This window comes from Clostridium estertheticum (assembly GCF_026650985.1).
GTDB lineage: Bacteria > Bacillota > Clostridia > Clostridiales > Clostridiaceae > Clostridium_AD > Clostridium_AD estertheticum_C.
On the sequence record NZ_CP086239.1, the window covers coordinates 2,144,254 to 2,166,234 of the forward strand.

General features: G+C 29.3%; 20 protein-coding genes. 7 read left to right on the forward strand and 13 right to left on the reverse strand.

Going from position 1 to position 21,981, the window contains the following annotated elements; translation table 11 throughout:
* Positions 1-173: 173 nt before the first annotated feature.
* From LL038_RS10385 to LL038_RS10395, 3 genes are all read right to left on the reverse strand, one after another.
* Positions 174-1,616, reverse strand: a complete 1,443-nt coding sequence (locus tag LL038_RS10385; protein ID WP_216125431.1) for a PAS domain-containing sensor histidine kinase — start codon at positions 1,614-1,616, stop codon at positions 174-176.
* A 41-nt stretch (positions 1,617-1,657) separates the two neighbouring features.
* Complete coding sequence (locus LL038_RS10390; protein WP_216125466.1) at positions 1,658-3,004, reverse strand: FIST signal transduction protein; 1,347 nt, start codon at positions 3,002-3,004, stop codon at positions 1,658-1,660.
* A gap of 521 nt (positions 3,005-3,525) precedes the next feature.
* Positions 3,526-3,726 (reverse strand): hypothetical protein, encoded by a 201-nt coding sequence (locus tag LL038_RS10395; protein WP_216125429.1) that lies wholly within the window; start codon positions 3,724-3,726, stop codon positions 3,526-3,528.
* 461 nt (positions 3,727-4,187) lie between these two features.
* Between LL038_RS10395 and LL038_RS10400 the strand changes: the two genes are divergently transcribed.
* Positions 4,188-4,508: a DUF3784 domain-containing protein gene (locus LL038_RS10400; protein ID WP_216125428.1), complete on the forward strand. Its 321-nt coding sequence runs from the start codon at positions 4,188-4,190 to the stop codon at positions 4,506-4,508.
* Between the two features lie 573 nt (positions 4,509-5,081).
* Here the strand turns inward: LL038_RS10400 and LL038_RS10405 are convergent.
* The 9 genes from LL038_RS10405 to LL038_RS10445 form a co-directional block, all read right to left on the reverse strand.
* On the reverse strand, positions 5,082-5,363 hold the full coding sequence (locus LL038_RS10405; RefSeq protein WP_216125426.1) for a serine aminopeptidase domain-containing protein: 282 nt from the start codon (positions 5,361-5,363) through the stop codon (positions 5,082-5,084).
* A gap of 42 nt (positions 5,364-5,405) precedes the next feature.
* On the reverse strand, positions 5,406-6,428 hold the full coding sequence (locus tag LL038_RS10410; protein WP_216125425.1) for a sensor histidine kinase: 1,023 nt from the start codon (positions 6,426-6,428) through the stop codon (positions 5,406-5,408).
* The gene (locus LL038_RS10415) at positions 6,425-7,096 is read right to left on the reverse strand and encodes a response regulator transcription factor (protein ID WP_152751569.1); all 672 of its coding nucleotides are present in this window, start codon (positions 7,094-7,096) and stop codon (positions 6,425-6,427) included. The genes LL038_RS10410 and LL038_RS10415 overlap by 4 nt, the downstream gene beginning before the upstream one ends.
* A 79-nt stretch (positions 7,097-7,175) precedes the next feature.
* The gene (locus tag LL038_RS10420; RefSeq protein WP_216125424.1) at positions 7,176-9,119 is read right to left on the reverse strand and encodes an FtsX-like permease family protein; all 1,944 of its coding nucleotides are present in this window, start codon (positions 9,117-9,119) and stop codon (positions 7,176-7,178) included.
* The gene (locus LL038_RS10425) at positions 9,094-9,873 is read right to left on the reverse strand and encodes an ABC transporter ATP-binding protein (RefSeq protein ID WP_216125423.1); all 780 of its coding nucleotides are present in this window, start codon (positions 9,871-9,873) and stop codon (positions 9,094-9,096) included. The genes LL038_RS10420 and LL038_RS10425 overlap by 26 nt, the downstream gene beginning before the upstream one ends.
* Positions 9,874-10,186: 313 nt before the next feature.
* Positions 10,187-11,116: a glycyl-radical enzyme activating protein gene (locus LL038_RS10430; protein WP_216125422.1), complete on the reverse strand. Its 930-nt coding sequence runs from the start codon at positions 11,114-11,116 to the stop codon at positions 10,187-10,189.
* Positions 11,117-11,132: 16 nt separating this feature from the next.
* Positions 11,133-13,538, reverse strand: coding sequence for a glycyl radical protein (locus LL038_RS10435; protein ID WP_216125420.1), 2,406 nt, complete (start codon positions 13,536-13,538; stop codon positions 11,133-11,135).
* A gap of 220 nt (positions 13,539-13,758) precedes the next feature.
* Positions 13,759-14,916 carry an iron-containing alcohol dehydrogenase gene (locus tag LL038_RS10440; protein ID WP_216125418.1) on the reverse strand — a complete coding sequence of 386 codons (1,158 nt, stop codon included), beginning with the start codon at positions 14,914-14,916 and terminating at the stop codon, positions 13,759-13,761.
* Between the two features lie 278 nt (positions 14,917-15,194).
* Positions 15,195-16,244, reverse strand: coding sequence for a PocR ligand-binding domain-containing protein (locus tag LL038_RS10445; RefSeq protein WP_216125416.1), 1,050 nt, complete (start codon positions 16,242-16,244; stop codon positions 15,195-15,197).
* Between the two features lie 396 nt (positions 16,245-16,640).
* Here LL038_RS10445 and LL038_RS10450 point away from each other — a divergent pair, with 396 nt between their 5' ends.
* The 5 genes from LL038_RS10450 (at position 16,641) to LL038_RS10470 (ending at position 19,706) form a co-directional block, all read left to right on the forward strand.
* Positions 16,641-17,054 (forward strand): hypothetical protein, encoded by a 414-nt coding sequence (locus LL038_RS10450; protein ID WP_216125414.1) that lies wholly within the window; start codon positions 16,641-16,643, stop codon positions 17,052-17,054.
* Between the two features lie 29 nt (positions 17,055-17,083).
* Positions 17,084-17,251 carry a hypothetical protein gene (locus LL038_RS10455; RefSeq protein ID WP_216125412.1) on the forward strand — a complete coding sequence of 56 codons (168 nt, stop codon included), beginning with the start codon at positions 17,084-17,086 and terminating at the stop codon, positions 17,249-17,251.
* Positions 17,252-17,577: 326 nt separating this feature from the next.
* Positions 17,578-18,048 (forward strand): HEAT repeat domain-containing protein, encoded by a 471-nt coding sequence (locus LL038_RS10460; RefSeq protein WP_216125411.1) that lies wholly within the window; start codon positions 17,578-17,580, stop codon positions 18,046-18,048.
* A 381-nt stretch (positions 18,049-18,429) separates the two neighbouring features.
* Positions 18,430-18,762 carry a hypothetical protein gene (locus tag LL038_RS10465; protein ID WP_216125410.1) on the forward strand — a complete coding sequence of 111 codons (333 nt, stop codon included), beginning with the start codon at positions 18,430-18,432 and terminating at the stop codon, positions 18,760-18,762.
* A gap of 251 nt (positions 18,763-19,013) precedes the next feature.
* Positions 19,014-19,706 carry a GDSL-type esterase/lipase family protein gene (locus LL038_RS10470; protein WP_216125409.1) on the forward strand — a complete coding sequence of 231 codons (693 nt, stop codon included), beginning with the start codon at positions 19,014-19,016 and terminating at the stop codon, positions 19,704-19,706.
* Positions 19,707-20,239: 533 nt separating this feature from the next.
* On the opposite strand, the gene LL038_RS10475 is transcribed toward LL038_RS10470, so the two are convergent.
* Complete coding sequence (locus LL038_RS10475) at positions 20,240-20,803, reverse strand: TetR/AcrR family transcriptional regulator (RefSeq protein ID WP_216125408.1); 564 nt, start codon at positions 20,801-20,803, stop codon at positions 20,240-20,242.
* 113 nt (positions 20,804-20,916) lie between these two features.
* Between LL038_RS10475 and LL038_RS10480 the strand changes: the two genes are divergently transcribed.
* Positions 20,917-21,981 carry a sugar phosphate isomerase/epimerase family protein gene (locus LL038_RS10480; protein ID WP_309245098.1) on the forward strand — a complete coding sequence of 355 codons (1,065 nt, stop codon included), beginning with the start codon at positions 20,917-20,919 and terminating at the stop codon, positions 21,979-21,981.

Below are 21,981 nucleotides of genomic sequence, written 5' to 3' on the forward strand. Positions count from 1 at the left end.
TCAGCGCTGCGTGATTTATTGTTTAATAATATCTAAGTGTTGTAAACGTTTGCCATAGCTTCAAACGATGATTTCTAAAGAGAACAAAAGTTTTTTAGATATTTTAATTTCTTTATAAAAAGCTAACCTGTAAAAGTTTTTACAGGTTAGCTTTTCTATATCCATCTCCGTTCTCAGTTATATATATCTGAGAATTCTATACTAGTTTTTTCAACACAACTATCACTTTTAATGCCACAATATGAAATATCCTCTGGACCCTCATCACCTACTAATTTACATGGAATATATATAATAAATTCAGTACCATATCCCTCCTTACTTTTCACCGATATTGTTCCACCATGTAGTTCTACTAGGCATTTCACAAGCGAAAGCCCTATTCCACTTCCCTCATGATCTCTTGAAAGAGATTTGTCAACTTGCACAAAACGATCAAATATGGAATTTAGTTTCTCTGCTGGAATACCTCTTCCGGTATCTTTTACCCTTATGCAAATATTTTGAATACCGTCCTCTATATTAACCATAACATTGCCACCATAAGGAGTAAATTTTACTGCATTTGATAATAGATTTAAAATAATTCTCTCAATTTTTTCTGGATCACATGCAATATTTTTTTCCTCTATCTCTGTATCAAATGTTAATGATAATCCTTTATTTCCTATATAATCAACTACAGAAACACTTACATCTTCTACGAGACTGATTATGTTAGTATTAATTTTATTTATATCTAAATAGCCTGAATCTATTTTTGTTATATCAATTAAATTATTAATTAGTCTTAAAATACGAAAGCAATTTTGTTTCATTATCTTTGTGTATTTGTATATATCTGTGGATGCATTTGGGCATACATAGTCTTTTAGTTTAAGTTCATGTACCTGTAGTGCCGAAAAAATAACATTAATCGGAGTCCTTAACTCATGAGAAATATTCGAAAAAAATTCTGTTTTAATTCTATCATACTCCTTAATCTCATATAGCCTTTCTCTTTCATCATCAATATTTTTTTGTAATTCTTCCATATGTTTTCTTTCAGTTATATCTATAGCTACTATCATTAACAATTTGCGCCCATCCTGCAATTGCCTAGTATTTGCTGAATAAAAATCCCAAATTAGAATACTTCCATTCCTTGTTCTTATAGAGTATTCGCCATCATTTTGTTTTTTTCCCATATTAGACAGTCTGCTTACAGTAGTACCCTCTAACCCCTCTATAAATACATCTGATATTCTTGCAAATTCAGCTATTGTTGGAGTATCTTTAATTGTATATCCTGTAATATCAGTCCATGTTCTATTTATTTTTTTTATTTCTCCATCCTCATTATATAACATTATAGGTAATGGAGCTTCCTCTATAGTATACCGAAATTGTCTTTCTCTTTCCTTTACGGCTTCTTCAGTTTTTGTGCGCTCAGTAATTTCCTCTTCTAGCATAACATTGAATTCCTTAAGGTCAGCAGTAATCTCTTCTAGCTGTTGCGCTTGCTCTAGAACCTTGTTTTCCAAATCACTATTCACTTTTATCAATTCTTCATTAGATTTCTTCATTTCATTAAGAGCTTTTTTATATTCACATTCATTTTCACTTAAATTATCCATTATTTATGGCTCCATTTCAAAATATTTTAATAGAAATCAAGTTATATATTTGCTTTTAATTTGAAAACAAGCATAGTAGCTGTCTGATTTATATGTCCAATAAATTCTTCACCATAAGTGGAGAAACCTATGGTCGGAATATCACTAAATATTTCACCATACTGTTTTTCAAGATCGTTTCTCTCCAATTCAAGTGTCCGCTCTACACAATTAAAATTTATGAGACCATCTATTCTTCCAAATTCTTTTATTTTATTTTCAACAGCGTTCCTTGTATCTTCAACTATATTTGTACACTGCATCAATCTGACTTCCATACCTTTAAGTATATTGCAATAAAATAACATACTGGTTCCCTTTATTTGTTGGGGACTTCTTATGAACATATCATTATCTCCAACTAATAAACCAACTGGATTGGTCTTAAAGTATTTTGTAGCATCTTCAATTGAAGCTGCCCCTACTGCCTCTGCATATTCCAAGATAGCAGGCTTATTATTAAATTCGATGACTTCTCTAGTTTCTTCATTAACATTATTTGCAGTAAATGTATGATCCAAAGCTTTGAAACTTTGTGTTTTAATAATACTGAATTCAGCATTGTCGTTTATTTTCAACATTATAAGAACTGCTGAATCAGCATATGCCTTTCCATTTGCACAAACATGCGTTTCAAAATATTTAAAATCATCCCCTGCAGACCCACCAACAAAAAAAACGTTAGTTCTATTACCGATTAAATCCATGATTTTTTCTTCTTTCCTACTTACACCATCAATTAAAACAATACCAACAAATTTTGTTGCATCCATTGTATATAAACTCTCATTAAAGTATTTCTCAAAGGAAGTAAATGCCGCTTCTAAGCTTAGATTTTCTTTCATATGTTCAATTACTTCCACTTTTGCATCAGAAATAATATTTGAATTAATAGCCATTGCTACAACAGAATTTTTCAACAACTCACCACTTACTATTTCACCAGCAGTAGAACATCCAACTACTATGCAATCCACAAAAGCTTCTTGCAGCAGATTACTTAACTTGTCTTGGTCAAAATTAGAAGAAGCGAAGAATATTAATATCTTTGCATTACAATGATTTAACTGACTTTTAATATCCAATACAATCTCTTTTTCTAAAGATTTTGTTGAAAACACGGATTTTATATTCATATCGTTATCTTCCATCTTTCTTACATTCAATTGTTTAGCGATTTTAAGAAGTTTTCGGACAATTTCCGGATCATCAGCTGAGTGACTATCAAATTTGTTAGGATTAAGTCCTTTCAGAATTAATTTAGATATAGTCATTTCTCTAATAGCAGGATTGCCTTTAGAACGTTCTTGAATAATCTGATTTATCATTTCTCTTATTTTACCAGCCACCAATAATCATTCCCTTTCTTTATATTCGCATAGTTAAGTTTCAGCTTTAGAATTAAATTTACCAACATCATTCAAAAGCCACATCTTACTAATATTAGACTTTTTTACTAAAATATATATCATTATAGCATATATTCCCTATAATTTACTTAATTTTCATAAAAAATTTACTCTTGTATACAAAGTGATCCCTACTGGTACAGAAACCTAAGGCTTTTCTACTATTATATTTATCACTATCATTATTTCTACCACTAAAAAATCCAGTTTTAATACTTGGTCTTATGAGTATTATTATTTACAATTTTATGAGGAAAGCCCACTTCTTTAGATGTGGAATGGATATCACTACCAAAATCAACTATTAAACATAGGTGGTTTGGTACGATATAATTAATTTAGGTTTTGAAATGAGCCTTATACCATCGTTACGTCGGTTATGATAAGTTGAAATTTTTAAAGGAACCCTTGTTGATATGCTCCCCTTAATTCTAATTTCAGTAAAATTAATTACCTATATTTTATTTTTTCAAGCGTTTTTTTATGCATCCTGAAACTATTGCAATTATTAAAATAATATATCCTAATAAAGCCGTAAAAAAGAATGCTTTATCTATATAATTTCCTTGTTGTATAAATGATACATTAAATGCTGGCACTAATATTGCAATACCCATTAATAAGATAGCTGCATATTTCAAGTACTTATTTCTTTCTTTCATAAAATCAACCGTCCTCTCTATATTGAGAAATCACTAGACATTTATTCATATAATCTCCTTTATTATAACATAAATCCTACATATCAATATCTATGGAGGATTTCGTCATTATATTTATTTATCTAATTTTTCAGATCTTTCTTTAATATATTAGTGAAATATAAACCCATAAGTCCTATACCCGCAATATTACCAGTAACAAATCTTCTGAAATTTGTAGATTCCTTTATTAGTTCAGTCACACACATCTCATTCTGATACAAAATTAAAGGATTTTAAAATTAGGGAAGCTATTTATATTTAATTTTGTTAAATATTCGAATAATTACATTGCTATGTTGTATAATTAAATACAAACACAATAGTAAAATATTTTTCATCTACTTAAAATTACGATAGATGAATAACTGTATTTAACTAAGAATTTCAAATTATTTATATTGGACTAAGGGGATGATTATATGTCTGAATTAATAGTTATGATGATTATATTATTACCTGTAGGATTATATTTTATTTCTATAGGATGGCGTATTTGGAAAAAAGAACAGATAACGCTAATACATGATTATCATTATACAATAGTTGCTGAAAAAGACAAAAAATCTTATACAGAAAAAGTGGGTAAATCGTGTATTCTCATTGGAATAGGAATGATACTATGGGTTATTATTGATTTCGTATCAAAGGCATCGTATGGTTGGATATGCTTTGGGATATCCTTTGTTTGGGGCTTAGTTATGATATTTAAGGCACAGAAAAAATATAACGGTGGAGTGTAATGACCATTCGCTTTTTTCTTTAAATGCGAATTAAGGGAAGTCAAAAATGATATGCTCCCCTTATCTATTGCTCCTTTTAATCTAACTTCATATAAAATATTATAATCACAAAGGGCAAATACATCTTTATTGTCCAATCTCTCTGGAGTTGCAGCTGCGTGGTGAAATTCATCTATTATAATATAATCAAAGTCATCATCATCATCAATAATTATTGAATGATTTTTAATCCACCAGTAGAAGAATATGTATACATTTTACCATTATACTTATCAACACAATATAAGGTATCACCAAATGTTCTATCTACTTTTTATAGATAAAAGTTCGTCGTCTTAACGCACTTAGATATTTAGTCTGACCCATTTATCAAACCAATAACAATATCATTAAATTTACTTGCTTCACACCATTGTGGAAAATGACAAGATTTTTCAAACCAGTAAATACGTTTCTGAGATGTGATATTGTTATAGTACTCTTCCGCAACTTTGGCGGACACTTGATAATCATAACGGCCTTCAATAAAAATTACGGGTACTTGAAACTGTTTTATATTTTCAAAATTAACAGTCATAAGTTCTTGCCATAAACAACCTGTCCACAACCAATATATGTATGGAATAGTTCATAATGTTTTTCTATTAACTTAAGCCCGATTACGCTACCCCAAGAATGTCCAATCAAATACAATTTATTTTGTTTGAAACGTCGTAAAAGAATTTTTGCAAGTTCAAAAGCATCTTCTACAAATGTATCGATACATATTGCTTCATTTGTTTTAAATTTATAATTTGTTAAAATAAGAACTACAATTGCTATGATTGTTGTAGACACAACTAATCCTTTATCCAAAATATTTCCTCTACATTTCTGTTACATTAGCACAGAGACCCCTTAGTCATCTGTAAAATTTACCATACTAGACAAAGGAAATATTAATGTAACTTTAGTTCCTTTATTCTCCTCGGAATCAATAGTAATTTTTAAACCCAGTTTTGAACATAGCTTTTCACATAAATACAATCCCATTCCTGTACTTTTACTAAATTTTCTTCCGTTTTCACCAGTAAATCCTTTTTCAAACACTCTATTTATATCTTTATCTATTATACCTACACCATTATCCTCTAAGGTTAACATTACTGAGTTAGCTTTCTTAATTGAATATATACTTATCATAGGCTCTTTACTACTTAAGTACTTTATAGAGTTTCCTATTATCTGATTAATAATAAATTCAATCCATTTCTTATCACTATATACAATTTCATTTATATCTTTTATATCTAATTTTATTTTCTTATGAATAAAATCTCTATAATTTCTTTTAACTACATACCTTACTACATTATCAAGATTAATTTGTTTTATAATATAGTCTTTACTAACATCATCGCTTCGAGAATAATAAAGCACCTGTTCTACAAACCCTTCAATTCTATCCATCTGGAAGTCTATTTTATTAGTTACTTCATCTCGATTATTTTCAATTATTAGCTTTGTAGACGCTATTGGTGTTTTAATTTCGTGTACCCAGGTCTCTATGTATTCTCTATATTCTACCTGTATATCCTTGTAATATTTTACATTTTCGTGCATATCGCGGCTTATCTCTTTAAGTATAGAATTTAACTTTTTCGCTTGTATAAAGTTTGCTTCCTTTATTACCACTGGAAGTAGATATTTCTTATCTAAATTTTCTAATAGGTTATTAATTTCATCATAATAATTTTTAAATTTTATAAACTCTAAAGCCATATAAGAAATTAATGGCAAAAACCAAATACAAAAAATAAATAAAATTATAATGAAATTAACTTTAATAATAATCATCATTATAGCTGCTAATATGATAAATAGCATCATATTAGATATTATTATCACCATTTTTTCTTTAATAAATTCACCTATACTCATGGCATTATATACCCGAGCCCTCTTCTTGTTTCTATTGTATTTTCTATGCCTATCTCTTCAAGTTTTTTTCTTAATCTATTAATATTAACAGTTAAGGTACTATCATCTACAAAATAATCTGATTTCCATAGATATTCCATAAGCGAATCTCGTTTTACTATATTCCCCTTATTGTTTATTAAGTAAGAGAGTATCTTAACCTCATTTTTCGTTAATTCTAAGCATTTATCCTTATAAATAACAGTTGCATTTGAAAGATTTAAATTAAAATCTTTATAACTTAATATATTATTAGTTTTTGAACTTTCACCTATTCTTCTTAAAATATTAGTTATCCTTGCTAATAATATTTCTATATTATAAGGCTTTGTTATAAAATCATCTGCGCCTAAATTCATACTCATTAATTCATCTAAATCACTATCTCTACTTGTAACTATTATAATTGGAACCCTTGAAGTTTTTCGTATTTCTCTACATATATAATAACCATCAAACACTGGAAGATTAATATCTAACAATATAAGTTCTGCATTCTCATTTTCAACATATTGTATTATATTATTAAAATTCATAGGAGCTTTTACTTCGTATCCATATCTTTTTAAAAAATTTTGTAATTCTTCTCTTATAACTTCATCATCTTCAATAATAATAATTTTTTTCATATATACGCTTACCTTCCCTGCTTATTTTATCCTGTACCCTAATATCATAACATATTCTAAATTTTATAAAATAAATCTCTTATGAATTATTCCTAACAATATTTTTATATCCTACATATGTTGTATAGAAGTATCCTGCATAAATTACAATAAATATTAAAGCTGCTACTAATGCTGAAGAATTAATATTTGTTTCTTGTAAGCTATTTATTGCATCGCTAGTTACCTTAATCCCAATCACTGAATGAATTAATGCAAGACTAACCGGAAGACTAAAATATATCAATGTTTGAACAAAAATTGTTTTATCTATCATTTTTCCGTTTGCACCAAGTCTCCTTAAAGATTTATATCTTTCTATACTATCACTAGCTTCTGATAATTGTTGAAGAGCGAGTACTGCCATGCTAGTTATTAAAAATACAATACCTAAATATATTATGGTAAATATTAATACATTTGTTGTTACCATTTTTTCTGAATAAACCCCATCCTTTGAGATACCGAGTATATTACCACCTTTACCATAGTCCTCGCGTCTATTATATTTTTTATTATATATTTCTCTATTTTTATCTAAATAATTTACATTAAGTACTGAGTTACTAATTTTGTAACCTGATAAAAACTCATCATTTATTACTATTGTAAAAAAACTACTTACAAAATAAGCTGTTTGAAGATTTTCTTCTTTAGCTTTAGGGCTTTTTATTAGGTATTGTTTCCCTTTAATGTTAATTTTATTATTCTTTTTTATTTTTTCATTTATTGGTTTCATAAACTTATTAGTATTTGATAAAATTAAAACTTCATCCTTAGTTAAATTTACTTCTTTTTCATTCTTAAATTTTAAAATTTTATTATAATCAGATAGTTTAACAAAAATTACTTTGTCTGTTTTAAAATCTCCTGTTGTTAAAAACTCACTAGCGTTCATACCTATAAGATATTCATTATGAGTTACGAATTTTTCATTTTTACTTATTTTCAAATTAATTTTCTTTAGAACATCTTCTATATTGTAGTCTCCATCCTCCTTTGTTACTGATATGCTGGCATCAAAGGGCGTTGCATTTTTAATTCCTGCATCCATAACTGTTTTAAAGCCTATTCCCATAGATAAACTTACTATTGTGAAGAATAACATTAAGCAAATTAAAGACATTGATATGAAGTTTGTATTAACTTTACTATTTATCTGTTTTACTACAAATATATTTAACCCTTTAAAATAAACCTTTTTATTTTTCTTTACTACATATAATATAAGTCCAGATAAGCTAAAGAAAAATAACACTGTACCTAATATTCCCAAAGCTATTGATATTAAGACCATAGGGTCTAGTACATTGAAACCTACTTTTAGTATTGATTTATATGCAAACCCAAGTGATATTACGCATAAAATAAATGCTATTAAATATATAATAGAATTTTTGAATTTAACATCTTGATTTTTTTTACCTGCTGTTAATAACTCGATTATTTTGTATTTAGATATAACAAATACATTAAATATCATAACAAGTAAAAACATTATTCCAAAGTATAATACAGTTTTACCTATTGAACCTGTTGAAACTGTAAACTTATATTCATTAATCGGCACATCAAATAACTTTAATGCAAAGGTGGCTAATCCTTGTGATGCTCCAATTCCTAGTATAAGTCCACTAATTAAAGATATAACTCCAACTAGAAAAGTCTCCATTACTAATATTAAAGATATTTTTCTTTTCCCCATACCTAAAGTCATGTATATTCCTAATTCTTTTTTACGTTTTTTTATCAAGAAATTATTTGCATATAATATTAAACTACCTAATATTATAGATATAAATACTGACACATAAGACATAACTTTCATTAATTTAGATACAGATTTCATTTGTATAAGTGCCTTTTGTGACCCAATTGAGTTGAAACTATAAAATATACAAACTGCTAAAGTTAGTGTTAAAAAATATATAGCATAGTCCTTAAAACCCTTCTTTACATTACCTACAGCTATTTTGGAATACATTATCATCACCTCCAAGTAGAGTTATAACTTCTATAATTTTATTGAAGAATTCTTTTCTAGTATCCTTACCTCTTACTACCTCACTAAAGATTTTTCCATCTTTAATAAAAAGGATTCTATGAGCATAGCTTGCTGTAAAAGCATCATGGGTAACCATAAGTATCGTGGTCTTTAAATCCTTGTTTAGACTTTCTAATTTTTCAAGTAATAATCTAGCTGTTTTAGAATCCAGAGCCCCTGTTGGTTCATCAGCAAGTACTAAGGATGGATCTGTTACTATTGCTCTTGCAGAAGCAACTCTTTGCTTTTGTCCACCTGACATTTGATAAGGATATTTATTTAGTTCTGGTTCAATGTCTAAATATTTTGCTACTGATTTTATTTTCCCATCTATTTCTGAACTTTTCTCACCTTTTATTGTTAATGCTAAAGCTATATTTTCATAAGAAGTAAGAGTATCTAGTAGGTTAAAATCTTGAAATATAAAACCTAACTCATTTTGTCTAAACTTATCTAATGCTTTTGATTTCACCCTAGTAATATCACTATTATTTATTATTATTTTCCCTGTAGTGACATTATCAATAGTTGATATACAATTAAGCAATGTCGTTTTACCACTTCCTGAAGGTCCCATTATCCCAACAAACTCACCCTCATCTACCTTAAAACTGATACTGTCTATGGCCTTTGTGACATTATCTTTATTTCCATAATACTTTTCAATTTTTTCTACACTTAATATATTTTTCATTTATAATTCCCCCTTTTTTTCTTTATTTTAACCCCATCCGATATACTTATTATATACAATAATATTTGCAGCAACCACCGAAGTATATTTCATTAACATTACATTTTTGTTATATTAACATAAGTTTGATTATTTCAATGATAAAAAGTCGCAAAAAAATTTCCTCGGACATTTTAAGTCTGAGGAAACATAAAACACATTATAGAAGAATAACACTTGCAAGTAGTCTAAGCTTAAGACGTTGAACAAGTGTTATTCTTCGGTAGAAAACATGAAAAAAGTAACTAATGTAATCAAATTTCTTTATTCTTCTTTAGCCTCCAATAGTACATTCTAATCCATATTCCTCTACTATTTTTTTGAAATTATTCATAGTATCCTCATCTGGTGTTTTAATTTCCTGTCCCATTGTATAATCTAGCCCTAAGTTCTCATACTTATTTGCACCAAGCTTGTGGTATGGTAATAAATCTAAGCGCTGTACTCCATTTAAACTTTTTGCAAACTTAGCTATATCAGATATACTATTTTTATCGCAATTAAATTTTGGAATAACAGGTACTCTTATAATAAGCTCTGTGCCTATGGTAGATATTTTTTTAGCATTTTTAACTATAACCTCATTACTTACATGAACATACTTTTTATGTTTTTCATCATCTAAGTGTTTTATATCTAAAAGTACTAAATCAACCAAAGGAATTAACTTGTCTATTGTATCTTCACTAGCATAGCCTGTAGTTTCTATTGCAGTATGCCATCCCAATGCCTTGCAAGCTTTTAAAAGTTCAATTGCAAATTCTGGTTGCATAAGTAATTCTCCTCCAGATAATGTAACTCCACCTCCGGAGCGTCTGAACTGGATAGTTTCTTTTTTTAGTTCAGTCATTACCTTCTCAACAGTAGTTTCTTCTCCTGATTTTACAAGACCTCCTGGATAACAATTTTCAGCGCAAACTCCACAACTAGTACATTTCGCTCTATCTATTCTTCCAGTCCTTAGCATATTAATTGCACCTTCTGGGCAATTTCTTTCACATTTTTTACACCCAGTACAATTTTTTTCATTAAACATAATTTCAACTACTGGATCTTGTGATTCGGGATTACTACACCAATCACATTTTAAAGGACATCCTTTTAAAAACACTATTGTCCTAATTCCAGGTCCATCATGTATAGAAAAGCGTTGCATATTAAAAATTATGCCTTTTTGCTCATAGTTAATTCCTTTTGTAAGCATTTGCTTTTCCTCCTTTTTAGAAAGTTTGTTCAGTTCTCTTTATAATATCATCTTGAATTGCTTTATCTAATGTTATAAATTGAGCACTATAACCGGCAACACGTACTACTAAATCTCTATATTTACTTGGGTCCTTTTGTGCTTCAACAAGAGTTTCCTTATCGATTATATTGAATTGTACATGCATACCTTTTTGATCAAAAAAGCTCCTAACAAGTGACGCTAAATTTCTAAGCCCACCACTTCCCTGAATTGAACCTGGATGAAACTTTTGATTTAACAAAGTGCCATTAGATGCAATAAAATGATCTAATTTTGCTACTGAATTTATAGCAGCAGTTGGTCCATTACTATCAGCGCCTCTAACTGGAGATACACCATCAGCTAATGCTTCATGTGCTTTTCTACCGTCTGGAGTTGCTCCAATAAGATCACCAAATAGGATGTTAATTGCTGCCGGGTATAATCCTGCATGGAAATTGCCACCTCTTGGATTTTTATGTTTTGCAACTTCTTTGCAGTAAATATATGCTCCTTGCCTTGCTAGTTCATCAACTTCGTCAATATCATTACCAAACTTAGGTGCTCTATGAATTAACATTTGTCTTAAATCCTCAAAATTTTCCTTTAAAGTTGGATCTTCTTCACCAAAGTTAGTATCTAGAGCTTCTTTCAAGTCTTTTAAAGTTACCTTTTTAGTATCAAATACAAGCTTTTTAATGGCTGCAAAAGAATCTCCTACATTTGCAACACCAACACCTTGTGGCCCTGTAAAGTTATAATGTGCTCCACCTTCTTGAAGTGATTTTCCAATTGTTATACAATCATCAACCATACAAGATAGGAATGGTAATGGTGCTCTTTCTGCATGAGCAAGATCAATAGAATTGTCTGCCACTGATAATTGATAAACAAAGTATTCCATTTGTTTTGAGTAAGCTTCAACAACTTCTTCAATAGATTTGAACTTTGTAAATTCTCCAGTCTTAGGTCCTATTTGTTTTCCATTACTCATACCATTATTTATAGTGACTTCTAATAGTCTTGCTAGATTAAAGAAACCTGAATCATGCCATCCTTCTGTTTTTCCTGGTTTTTGAGGTTCAACGCAACCAATAATTCCATATTCTCTAGCATCTTCAATTGTTAGCCCATTATTAACTAATGCTGTAATGATAACTTCATCATTATAAAATGCTGGCATACCAAGGCCTAATCTGCTTAACTCACAACATCTTAATAAGAATTCATCTGGACTTTTGTTCCATATTCTTACCGAAAACGATGGTGCTGCTAATCTTACATGAGCTGTAGCATCTATGCACATATATGATAGATCATTTGTAGAATCTTTGCCTTCTCTAGTTTGTCCACCTACACATAGGTTTTGAAACATTGGGTATCCACCAAATGCTCTTGTTGATACTTCATCACGAACTTTGTTAATGTCATTTAATTTAACCCATACACAATCAATAAGTTCTTGAATTTTATCTATGTCAAACTTTCCTGAATTTAATTCTATTTCATAATATGGATACATATATTGATCAAATCTTGTTGGAGATATAGAATGTCCATTTGATTCTATGTTTATAACTGCATGCACAAACCAAAACGATTGACAAGCTTCATAAAAATTAGTTGCACCATTTTCAGGTACTGTTTCACAGTTTTTAGCTATTTGTAATAATTCTTTAGCGCGAACAGCATTAGATTCTTTTGAAGCCATTTCTCTGGCAAGCTTTGCATATCTATGTGCATAATTTATCACTGCTTTGCAAGAACCTATGATAGATTCCCAAAATAGTTTTTGCTTAATATACTGTGGATTTTCTTTATCAGCATTCTTAATTGCACAATTAACTTCCTCAATGATCCCCTTATATCCTTTAGCCAAAACCTTGGCATAATCTACAGATACATGTCCTACTCCATTAAGATAATAGTTTGCAACTGTAAATACATTTTCATTCATTGCCTCAATAGTTTCTGGATACATATATGAAGTAGCAAGTTCATTAGTAGTTTTGCCTTCCCAATAATCAAATACTTCTGTAAGTTGTTTTTTTGCCTTTTCAGTAATTTGGAATGAATCACCTTTTCTCTTTCCTATGGTTTCAAATTCATCTTTAATCCACTTATTTGAGAATTCAGGAAAAATTTGAGCTGATCTTGCCTCCTTGGTCAAACTTCCAACTATTAGCTCTTCCTCTCTTATAATAATAGGAATTTCGTTTAATATCTTTTCAAGTGCTTTAGCCCTACGCACTACTATAGATTTTCCTTCTGTTTCTTTAAATGATTCTGTTATTAATAACGCTCTATCCACTTCAATACAAGGAACCGCTGATAGTATTTGTTCCTTTAATGCCTCTACCCTCTTTGTTGGTTTACTAAATCCATCTTGCAAAACATACATATTAAAACTTCCTCTCTTAAAATATATTATTAATTGGTGTGTTATTCATTAAAATCCATATTTTATTCTATATTCTTAAATTAAACATTTGTTAAATTTATAACTATCAAAGATATTCGAAATTTATAATATATCCTCAACAATTGCATCGAGGACATATTATTACTGTTTTAACTTACATTATTAATTTCTATTAATTATCTTCTGCGAAGCTGCAAGATTAAAATGCTGATTTAAATAATTCTGCAATATCTCTTTTATTTCCTTTTCTTGGATTACTAAAGGCATTACCATCTTTTAATGCCCAGTCAGCCATATATTCGATGTCTTCTTCTTTAGCTCCTTGTGATCTTAAGTTAGCTGGAATTCCAACATCCTTTGCAAGTCTAAACATAGCATCAATAGATTTCTGCGCTGCATCCAATACTGAAAGTCCTTGTATGTTTTCACCCATGAATTCTGCTATATCAGCAAATTTCTGTGGATTTGAAATAACGTTCCATTTCTCAACGAAGGGAAGTAATATAGCATTAGCAACTCCATGAGGCATATCATAAAGTCCACCTAATTGATGAGCCATTGCATGTACATAACCTAAGTTAGCATTATTAAATGCCATACCAGCAAGAAGTGAAGCATAACACATATTTTCTCTAGCTACTAAGTTCTCACCTAGTGCATAAGCTTGTCTTAAATTGTTTGATATCAATTTAATAGCTTGGATAGCTGATGCATCTGTAACAGGATTAGCATCCTTTGAAACATATGCTTCTATAGCATGAGTCAACGCATCCATGCCGGTTGCAGCTGTAAGTCCTGCAGGCATTCCAACCATTGTTAATGGATCATTAATTGAAACTGATGGTAAGTTTCTCCAACTAACTATAACAAATTTAATATTAGTTTTAGTGTTTGTTATAACACAGTGACGAGTAACTTCACTACCTGTTCCAGCTGTGGTATTAACAGCAATAATTGGCGGAAGAGGACTTGCAAGAGTCTCTATGCCTGCATAGTCAAACAGTTCTCCTGGATGGGTTGCTAGTATCCCGATACCTTTACCACAGTCATGTGAGCTTCCACCACCAACCGTAATTATCATGTCACATTTTTCATCTTTGAATATTTTTGCACCTTCAATCGCGTTTCTATCTTTAGGATTCGGCTCAACATTATCATAGTATACAAAGCTAATTCCTTTATCCTTTAATGAAGCTTCAACTTGTTCTACTGCTCCGCCCGGAAGACTTTTAAGAAATTTATCAGTTACTATTAACGCTTTCTTTCCACCTAAAATTTCAGCTCTTTCGCCTACTACTTTTACAGCTCCTGCTCCCATAAAGTTAACCGCTGGTGCTAAATAATCATACATTCTCATTAATTATTCCTCCTTGATTTTCTTAAACATTATATTTTATTGAATTGTTACCTTAATATATTTTTAAGGCGATATTAGCATTTGCTCATTATCAATCCATTTGTTATTAATTTAACTTACTAACTATCTACCTAAAGTATAAGCCTGTCTAATTGAAATTTCATTGAAGTAAATCGCATTCTTGTAGAAAAACCTTGCTTACTTAATGTAAATTCACACAGTAATTTCTTGCACTTTGTGTTTAAATATAAAAAAATAGCACTAGTTTTACCTAAGTGCTATTTCCCTATATTATATTCATTTCTATAAACTGCTGGGGTTACCCCCTCAATTCTTTTAAATACTTTTATAAAATAACCACAATCCTCAAAACCTAAATCCAAAGCCAAATTGATTATTGGAATATCAGAGGCCTCAAGCAATTCTTTAGCTTTTTTAATCCTCACTTTATTTATATAATTCGAGAAATTATCACCAATATTCTTTTTAAAAAGCTTACTAAAATAGCTAGGACTAACGTTACACATGGATGCCATTTCATCAATGCTAATTGCGCAACTATAACTCACTTGTATATAGTCTAATGCTGGCTTTAAAATAGCATTACATTTATTCTCACGTATTACAACGTTTCCATTTTTACTAACATTTGAATTAACATTATTCTTTTGTTTAACATTTTCCTTTGTATCTTCTTCCACTGTTTCCTCTTTGTTAGTATCTTTTAATTCTAGATTTGCAACCTTAAAGGAATCTACCGTTAGAATTTTATCATTAAGTTTATTTGAATTTATTTTTAATAAGGCTTCTTCTACAATATAATTACTAATATGCAAAATCATATTAGCAACGGATTTAACCCTGTCCAAAGTCATAATAGGTAACTTGTCATATAAAATTTTTAGCTCAGTTTCTTTTTCTAATTCCATCTTAAAACACTTATTATTAACTATTTGTTCTAAATCTTCCTTTTGTTTATCTTTAACAATAACTTGTCCTGCCATTACAGCTCCAAAGTATTGTCCATCTACTATAATAGGGATTGCAAAATCTAAAATACCTACATGACATATATATATATATGGTTCTTGTAATCTAGCAGCCTCGAGTCCACCTCTAGAATCACATTTTTCACAAAGCTCACTTAAGTCTAAACGTGATCTTATAAATTTACAAAATTCGCTACACTTACTATGTGTAGTAACCCTCTTGCCTTTATAATCAACCGTAACCATAGCAATCTCTGTTACCTCCGCTATATTATCCTGAATTTTTTGAAAATTATCCACATTAATAATATTATATAAATGCAACAAACCATTCTGCAAAATACTTCCTCCATTCATCTATAAAGGTATTATAATTAAATCATCACCTGAGGTGATTTTTTTCATGACTACTTTCTATATAAGTAATATTAACATCAAAGACAAAAAAATAGAAGCTAATTAATTTTGGATTTTGCGAACCAAGTTATAGATATAAAATAACCTATTATAGGGTAAACTCCATATCCCTTCCTTTCAAAAATAGAATTGAACAATATATACAATATCACTAAGCTATTCTATTGGCTATATATTAATTATTTCCATCCAAAGAGTAAGCATTTAAAGCCTGATGCTATATTTTCCTTATAAATCAGGATAATTAAGCAACTATTTTATTTCGTACTCGTAATGTACTGTGACGTTGTAAAAAAATTGAGGGGGAATAGTTTATTTATGAAAAGATTAATATTAATTTTATTAACATCTATTCTAATATTTTCTGGTTGTGCAAACACTAAATCAGTTTCAGTAGATAATACTAAAGGAATAATTAATATAAATGATGTTGATAACTTAAAAATAGTAACATTGCCAAGCCCACCGAAGGAAAAAACAATAACTAAAAAAGAAGATATTAAAAAAGTAATAAATCTCATAAATTCAATAAAAAAAGAACATATAAAACAAAATGATTATAAAGGTTGGGTTATATTGATTAAAACAGACGGTAAAGAAAAACATTCAATATGTTTTTCTGGTGGAAGAGTTGAAATTGACAACTTGTGGTATATTATTAATAATAATGATATAGATAAGATTAAAAATCTATATAATAAATTAAATTATAAAGAAGAGAAGTATCTATAATCTAATTATCATATAAAAGGGGGGAGAGCATGATAAAAAAGATTGTTTTTGTAATAATATCAGTAGGAGTTGGTTCGTTCGTAGACAATATATTGGAAAAGACAGAGATAAACGTTTGGCTTGCTAGGGGCACTGGCGGTCTGGTTACTGTGATTATAGCGTTGCTTTTGTACTATTTATTGATAAAAAAATCTTAAAGATATCAGTCTTAGTATTATAAAACCTTAAATCCACCTTATTTAAACTCGACATTAACAACTTTTTTTGAGCCCTTAGGACGGCTAAAGCGCTTCATGAATGCCCATGTAGCACGGCTTTCATCATATACGGCACCGTGAGGCATGTTTTTCATGAGTGTAAAGCAAACTCTTGCCTGGCCGTAAGGGGAGTTATTGTATAAAAAAGTCTGGAAACGTTCGCCATTATGATTATTTAGATTTAACTTATTTGAGTTAAAAAGTTATATTTTATTATGCTTTTTAATATATATTATAGAAAATAAATAAAATAGGCGGTGTATTAGGTGTCAGTAATCGAAATTAAGAAAGAAACTCCTAATAATATTAATGAATTAGTTAGAATGGCAGATGATAAAACTAATTGGAGAAAAAGACTTGAAGCAGTAAATGAGTTGAAAAATTGGAAATGTCAAAAATCGCGAGATGTATTAACAAGATTAGCAATGCACGATTTAGTATTTAAAGTTAAAGAGGAAGCTCTACGGGCAACTCAATCCTTAGGCATAACTAAGAATGGTAAACGTTTGAAACTCGGTAAACCCAAGGCTCATTTAATTAAAGACATAAACAAAAAACTTTACAATGTAGATAATGAAATAAACGAAAGTTTTGAAATAACTAAGTTTAAAGAGAAATTTAAGCAACTTTATCCTGAACCATATGATGTATATGAGGGTGATAAAGGAAACAGTTTTGATGAATGGATTTTAAATGTTTTAAAAAATAAACCCAAAAGCAAGTCTACAGACAAATAATTATTATCTAGAATATTTAACATAAAAACATTTCATATATTTATATAACAACGTTGTATTAAATTTGAAGTTATTGTTTACAAATATTAAAAAGCATACAACATAATAAAAATTATGTTATATGCTTTTCCTGCTATTTATAACTCATATGATACATCTAATTATCTAACATTTTACCCGTAGAATGATCCATCCCCTTCATATTCAAATATGTATGACTTAATATTAATCAAAAATTGTTCAAGATTTGAATAGAAAAGTAACTGTACTTTCACTCATTAGATTGCCTTAAAATCTAATACAATTTCAATATGGTTACAAATAAATAAAAGATATTCAATTGCAATTTAGCATGCTATAATAAAGATATGAGGTGATAAAATGGATGAAAATAAAATATTTGAATTTATGACCAAAATGTATTCAGAAATGCAAGAAGGGTTTAAAGATATAAAAACTGAGGTTAAAGAAAACACCAAAAGGCTTGATGCCATTGAGAATGACGTAAAAAAATTAGGTGTAAGGATAGACGGAAAACTTATCCCTACCAGTGATGCTCTTTTGGATGGATATAAAGGTAATTCTGAACATATAACGATTATTGATGATAAAATTGATAGGTTACAAATAGATGTGAATAGTATAATTATGAAAATGTCATATAATGATAGTAGAATTATAGAAATATCTAAAAACCTTAGAAAAGTTGAGTAATAAGAACCTCTGGGAACCAGGGGCTTTTTTATTTCCAACCAATCAAGCCCATACAATATAGAATTGTGTTTATTTAAATAAAGATTTTTTATATAGATTGGGCTTATTAAATATATATTTACCAATTTTTATTTTTATCAACCCTCTATAAAAACAAATGCTTAATAAAATAGAAATTATAGCTACAATCGGTATCATTAATATAGAATTATATAAATGGATTTACACTAAAATGCTTAAGGAGATTATTAATGAAAAACAAATCTAAAATTGTGATATATTTGTTTATCTGTTGTTTATCTGTTGTAATTATTTCATATGTTAAATTTAGATTGATAAATTCAACAAATCCAGTTAGTAATGACCATATCTATAATTCTCAATATAAACAACAAGAAAAAATGTTTAATGCTTTGAAACCTAAAAATGAATATATAATTTTCTTAGGAGATAGCTTAACCTCAAGAGGTAAGTGGATGCATCGTTTTCCTAATATAAAAGCCGTTAATAAAGGAATAGGAGGAAATACAACAACCGATGTTATAAACCGGTTAGATAAGATTATTATTTTAAATCCTAAGAAAATATTTTTGATGGTAGGTGCTAATGATTTAACTAAAAATGTAAAAAAATCTACGACAATTAATAATTACGAAATGATTATAAAAACATTAAAAAATAAAATTCCAAATACACAGATCTACATACAAAGTGTGTTGCCCATGAACAGTAAATTAATGAAAATTAACAATAAAGACATACTTATTTTGAATCAGGAAATTAAGAATTTAGCTGACAAATATAAAATTTATTATATTGATATTAATTCTTATCTTATAGAAGATAATCAATTACCAACAAGATACAGTGTTGATGGTATTCATCTTAATGACAAGGCTTATGAAGTATGGGTCAATATAATAAAAAAGTATATTAATTCGTGATGACTTAATCATAATCTAGCGTGGCCCCTTTAAATTGAATGGAATCACTAGTTATTATATCTTTAGTAACAATATCACCTTTATCCTTCATACTTCACTAATGCCTCCCTTATATAATTAAGCAACAACTAATATTTTCAATCAAATATACGCTATACCAAATCATTTACTAATATGGCACTATCTACATTTTATAACTTGTTGATTTAAAGACACCCCTTTCACACTGAGGTGGAATAAAACTTTTTAAATTTAATTAGATTTCATAGCATTTTTAACTTAAATTCAACTTAAATTTAACTTCCTACACTTCAGTGATTTCAGTCAGTTATTAGCAATTAATATTATTTACTTAATTAAAATCTTATTAAATTCTTATTAAATTCTTATAAGATTTTATACTATTCTAATCTAAATTTTGACAACAGTTTATTTAAACAAATTCTATATTAGTAGATTCTAGAATTTAGAATATTAAATTGAAATATTTCATTTTATCATATCGAATAAATAAAAAAGCATATGTGCGATTATCAATTACCAATTGATCTTCCAGCAATATATAAAATTAATTTTGCTTCTTCTTCCGGTGACTTCAAGCAATCTGAGAGAATCCATTCTTTAATAAGTCTTACTGCTCCATACTGAACATATGAAGCAATCGCCTTCTTTTCCTCCAAATCCAGGTTTTCTGGTAAGTGTTTAATCACCATATGATCAAACTGCGGTAGTGAGATTGTGATGTGGGTGATTAGGTCATAATTATCTAAATCTAATACAAGTTTTGCAAATTCAAGATTGTCTTTCATGTATTGTAGAACCCGAGTCAGACATTCATCGATATTTTTGCCTGCTGCAATATCATTTATAACGGTAAATGAAGTGTTTTGTATGTACGTCTCAGCAATTTCATTTAATACATCATATTGACTTCCATAGTGATTATAGAATGTAGTACGATTAATTCCTGCAACTTGGCATAATTCCCGTATGGATATTTTATTAATATTACGTGTCTTTAACATTTTTAATAAAGCCTCACGAATCAAGCGTTTTGTTAACATAACCCTCTGGTTGACATTATTTTTTTCTAACATAGATCCTCCATTGTATTCGACATTTTCAAAACATCTGTCGGTTGCAAAATAAACAGATGTTGATATTATTATAACGTAGTAATGAAATAAATCAATGAAAAGGAGATGTGAAAATGAAAAAAAATACGAAAAAAATATTAGCAGTAATCATTGTGTGCATTATGTTCGTGATAATACTTATTGCTGGTTATGAAATCAAAGAAAATGTCCGAATTAATAAAATTGTGAAATCACACAAAACGGAGCAAAACGCAAAACAAAACGATGTTGTAAGAAGCAATGATAAGAATAATTCTGAACATATTACGACTGCAGTTCAACAGATTATGATAGGAACAATGTGTAGTAATTATGATAATGCTTTACAGACATTACTTGATATCAAAAACGCAGGTTATGAATCTATCGAATTAAATGATTTTATGATTCACAAGTCTTCTATGCTTGTAAAACTAATGACAAAGTTCTCAGGAATGCCTATTGGCAATGGTGGCAAGCTTGATTGGCCAAAGCTAATTAAAGAAAGTGGACTAAAGGTCATAAGTTTACACAGTGATCTGGGGAGCATTGAGAATGATCCAAAAGCGATAGCCGATGAAGCGAAAAATTTTGGGACAAATACTGTAGTTATTACTGGTATGTACAAATTTGATTATAATAGTTTAGATGACGTGGAAAAACTTTCCAAACATCTGAATCAGGCTGGAAAAGCTCTTTCGAAAGAAGGAATACGTCTTTTGTATCATAATCATAATTGTGAACTGCAAAAGGTAACCTCTGAAAAAACAGCTTACGACGTTTTAATTGAGGAAACAGATCCTGCATATGTCAATTTCGAGTTTGATAGTTACTGGATGACCGATGGCGGTGCTAATGTTCCAGCTTTAATGAAAAAACTTGGTAGCCGAATGAAACTATGGCACATAAATGACCGCGGTTGTACCAAATCAGGTCCTTATATGACACCAATACTAGAAGAAAATGCTACTGAATTAGGACATGGAAATATGGATCTGGATACACTCTCAGCAATTGCTATAAAAAACGGAGTAGAAGGGGTTATATTAGAAACTCATAAAAATTGGGTAGATAAAGATCCAATTAAGAGTCTCCAGGTTAGTGCAAAATACATGCAGGAGAAGTTTGGTGACAAAAAAAGTCGAAATACAGGAAGATAA

Excerpts from the sequence above, each read along its gene's own strand:
- LL038_RS10385 (WP_216125431.1), bottom strand. The coding sequence starts at position 1,616 with ATGGATAATTTAAGTGAAAATGAATGTGAATATAAAAAAGCTCTTAAT.
- LL038_RS10395 (WP_216125429.1), bottom strand. The coding sequence starts at position 3,726 with ATGAAAGAAAGAAATAAGTACTTGAAATATGCAGCTATCTTATTAATG.
- LL038_RS10400 (WP_216125428.1), top strand. The coding sequence starts at position 4,188 with ATGTCTGAATTAATAGTTATGATGATTATATTATTACCTGTAGGATTA.
- LL038_RS10410 (WP_216125425.1), bottom strand. The coding sequence starts at position 6,428 with ATGAGTATAGGTGAATTTATTAAAGAAAAAATGGTGATAATAATATCT.
- LL038_RS10415 (WP_152751569.1), bottom strand. The coding sequence starts at position 7,096 with ATGAAAAAAATTATTATTATTGAAGATGATGAAGTTATAAGAGAAGAA.
- LL038_RS10420 (WP_216125424.1), bottom strand. The coding sequence starts at position 9,119 with ATGTATTCCAAAATAGCTGTAGGTAATGTAAAGAAGGGTTTTAAGGAC.
- LL038_RS10425 (WP_216125423.1), bottom strand. The coding sequence starts at position 9,873 with ATGAAAAATATATTAAGTGTAGAAAAAATTGAAAAGTATTATGGAAAT.
- LL038_RS10430 (WP_216125422.1), bottom strand. The coding sequence starts at position 11,116 with ATGCTTACAAAAGGAATTAACTATGAGCAAAAAGGCATAATTTTTAAT.
- LL038_RS10435 (WP_216125420.1), bottom strand. The coding sequence starts at position 13,538 with ATGTATGTTTTGCAAGATGGATTTAGTAAACCAACAAAGAGGGTAGAG.
- LL038_RS10440 (WP_216125418.1), bottom strand. The coding sequence starts at position 14,916 with ATGAGAATGTATGATTATTTAGCACCAGCGGTTAACTTTATGGGAGCA.
- LL038_RS10450 (WP_216125414.1), top strand. The coding sequence starts at position 16,641 with ATGAAAAGATTAATATTAATTTTATTAACATCTATTCTAATATTTTCT.
- LL038_RS10455 (WP_216125412.1), top strand. The coding sequence starts at position 17,084 with ATGATAAAAAAGATTGTTTTTGTAATAATATCAGTAGGAGTTGGTTCG.
- LL038_RS10465 (WP_216125410.1), top strand. The coding sequence starts at position 18,430 with ATGGATGAAAATAAAATATTTGAATTTATGACCAAAATGTATTCAGAA.
- LL038_RS10470 (WP_216125409.1), top strand. The coding sequence starts at position 19,014 with ATGAAAAACAAATCTAAAATTGTGATATATTTGTTTATCTGTTGTTTA.
- LL038_RS10475 (WP_216125408.1), bottom strand. The coding sequence starts at position 20,803 with ATGTTAGAAAAAAATAATGTCAACCAGAGGGTTATGTTAACAAAACGC.
- LL038_RS10480 (WP_309245098.1), top strand. The coding sequence starts at position 20,917 with ATGAAAAAAAATACGAAAAAAATATTAGCAGTAATCATTGTGTGCATT.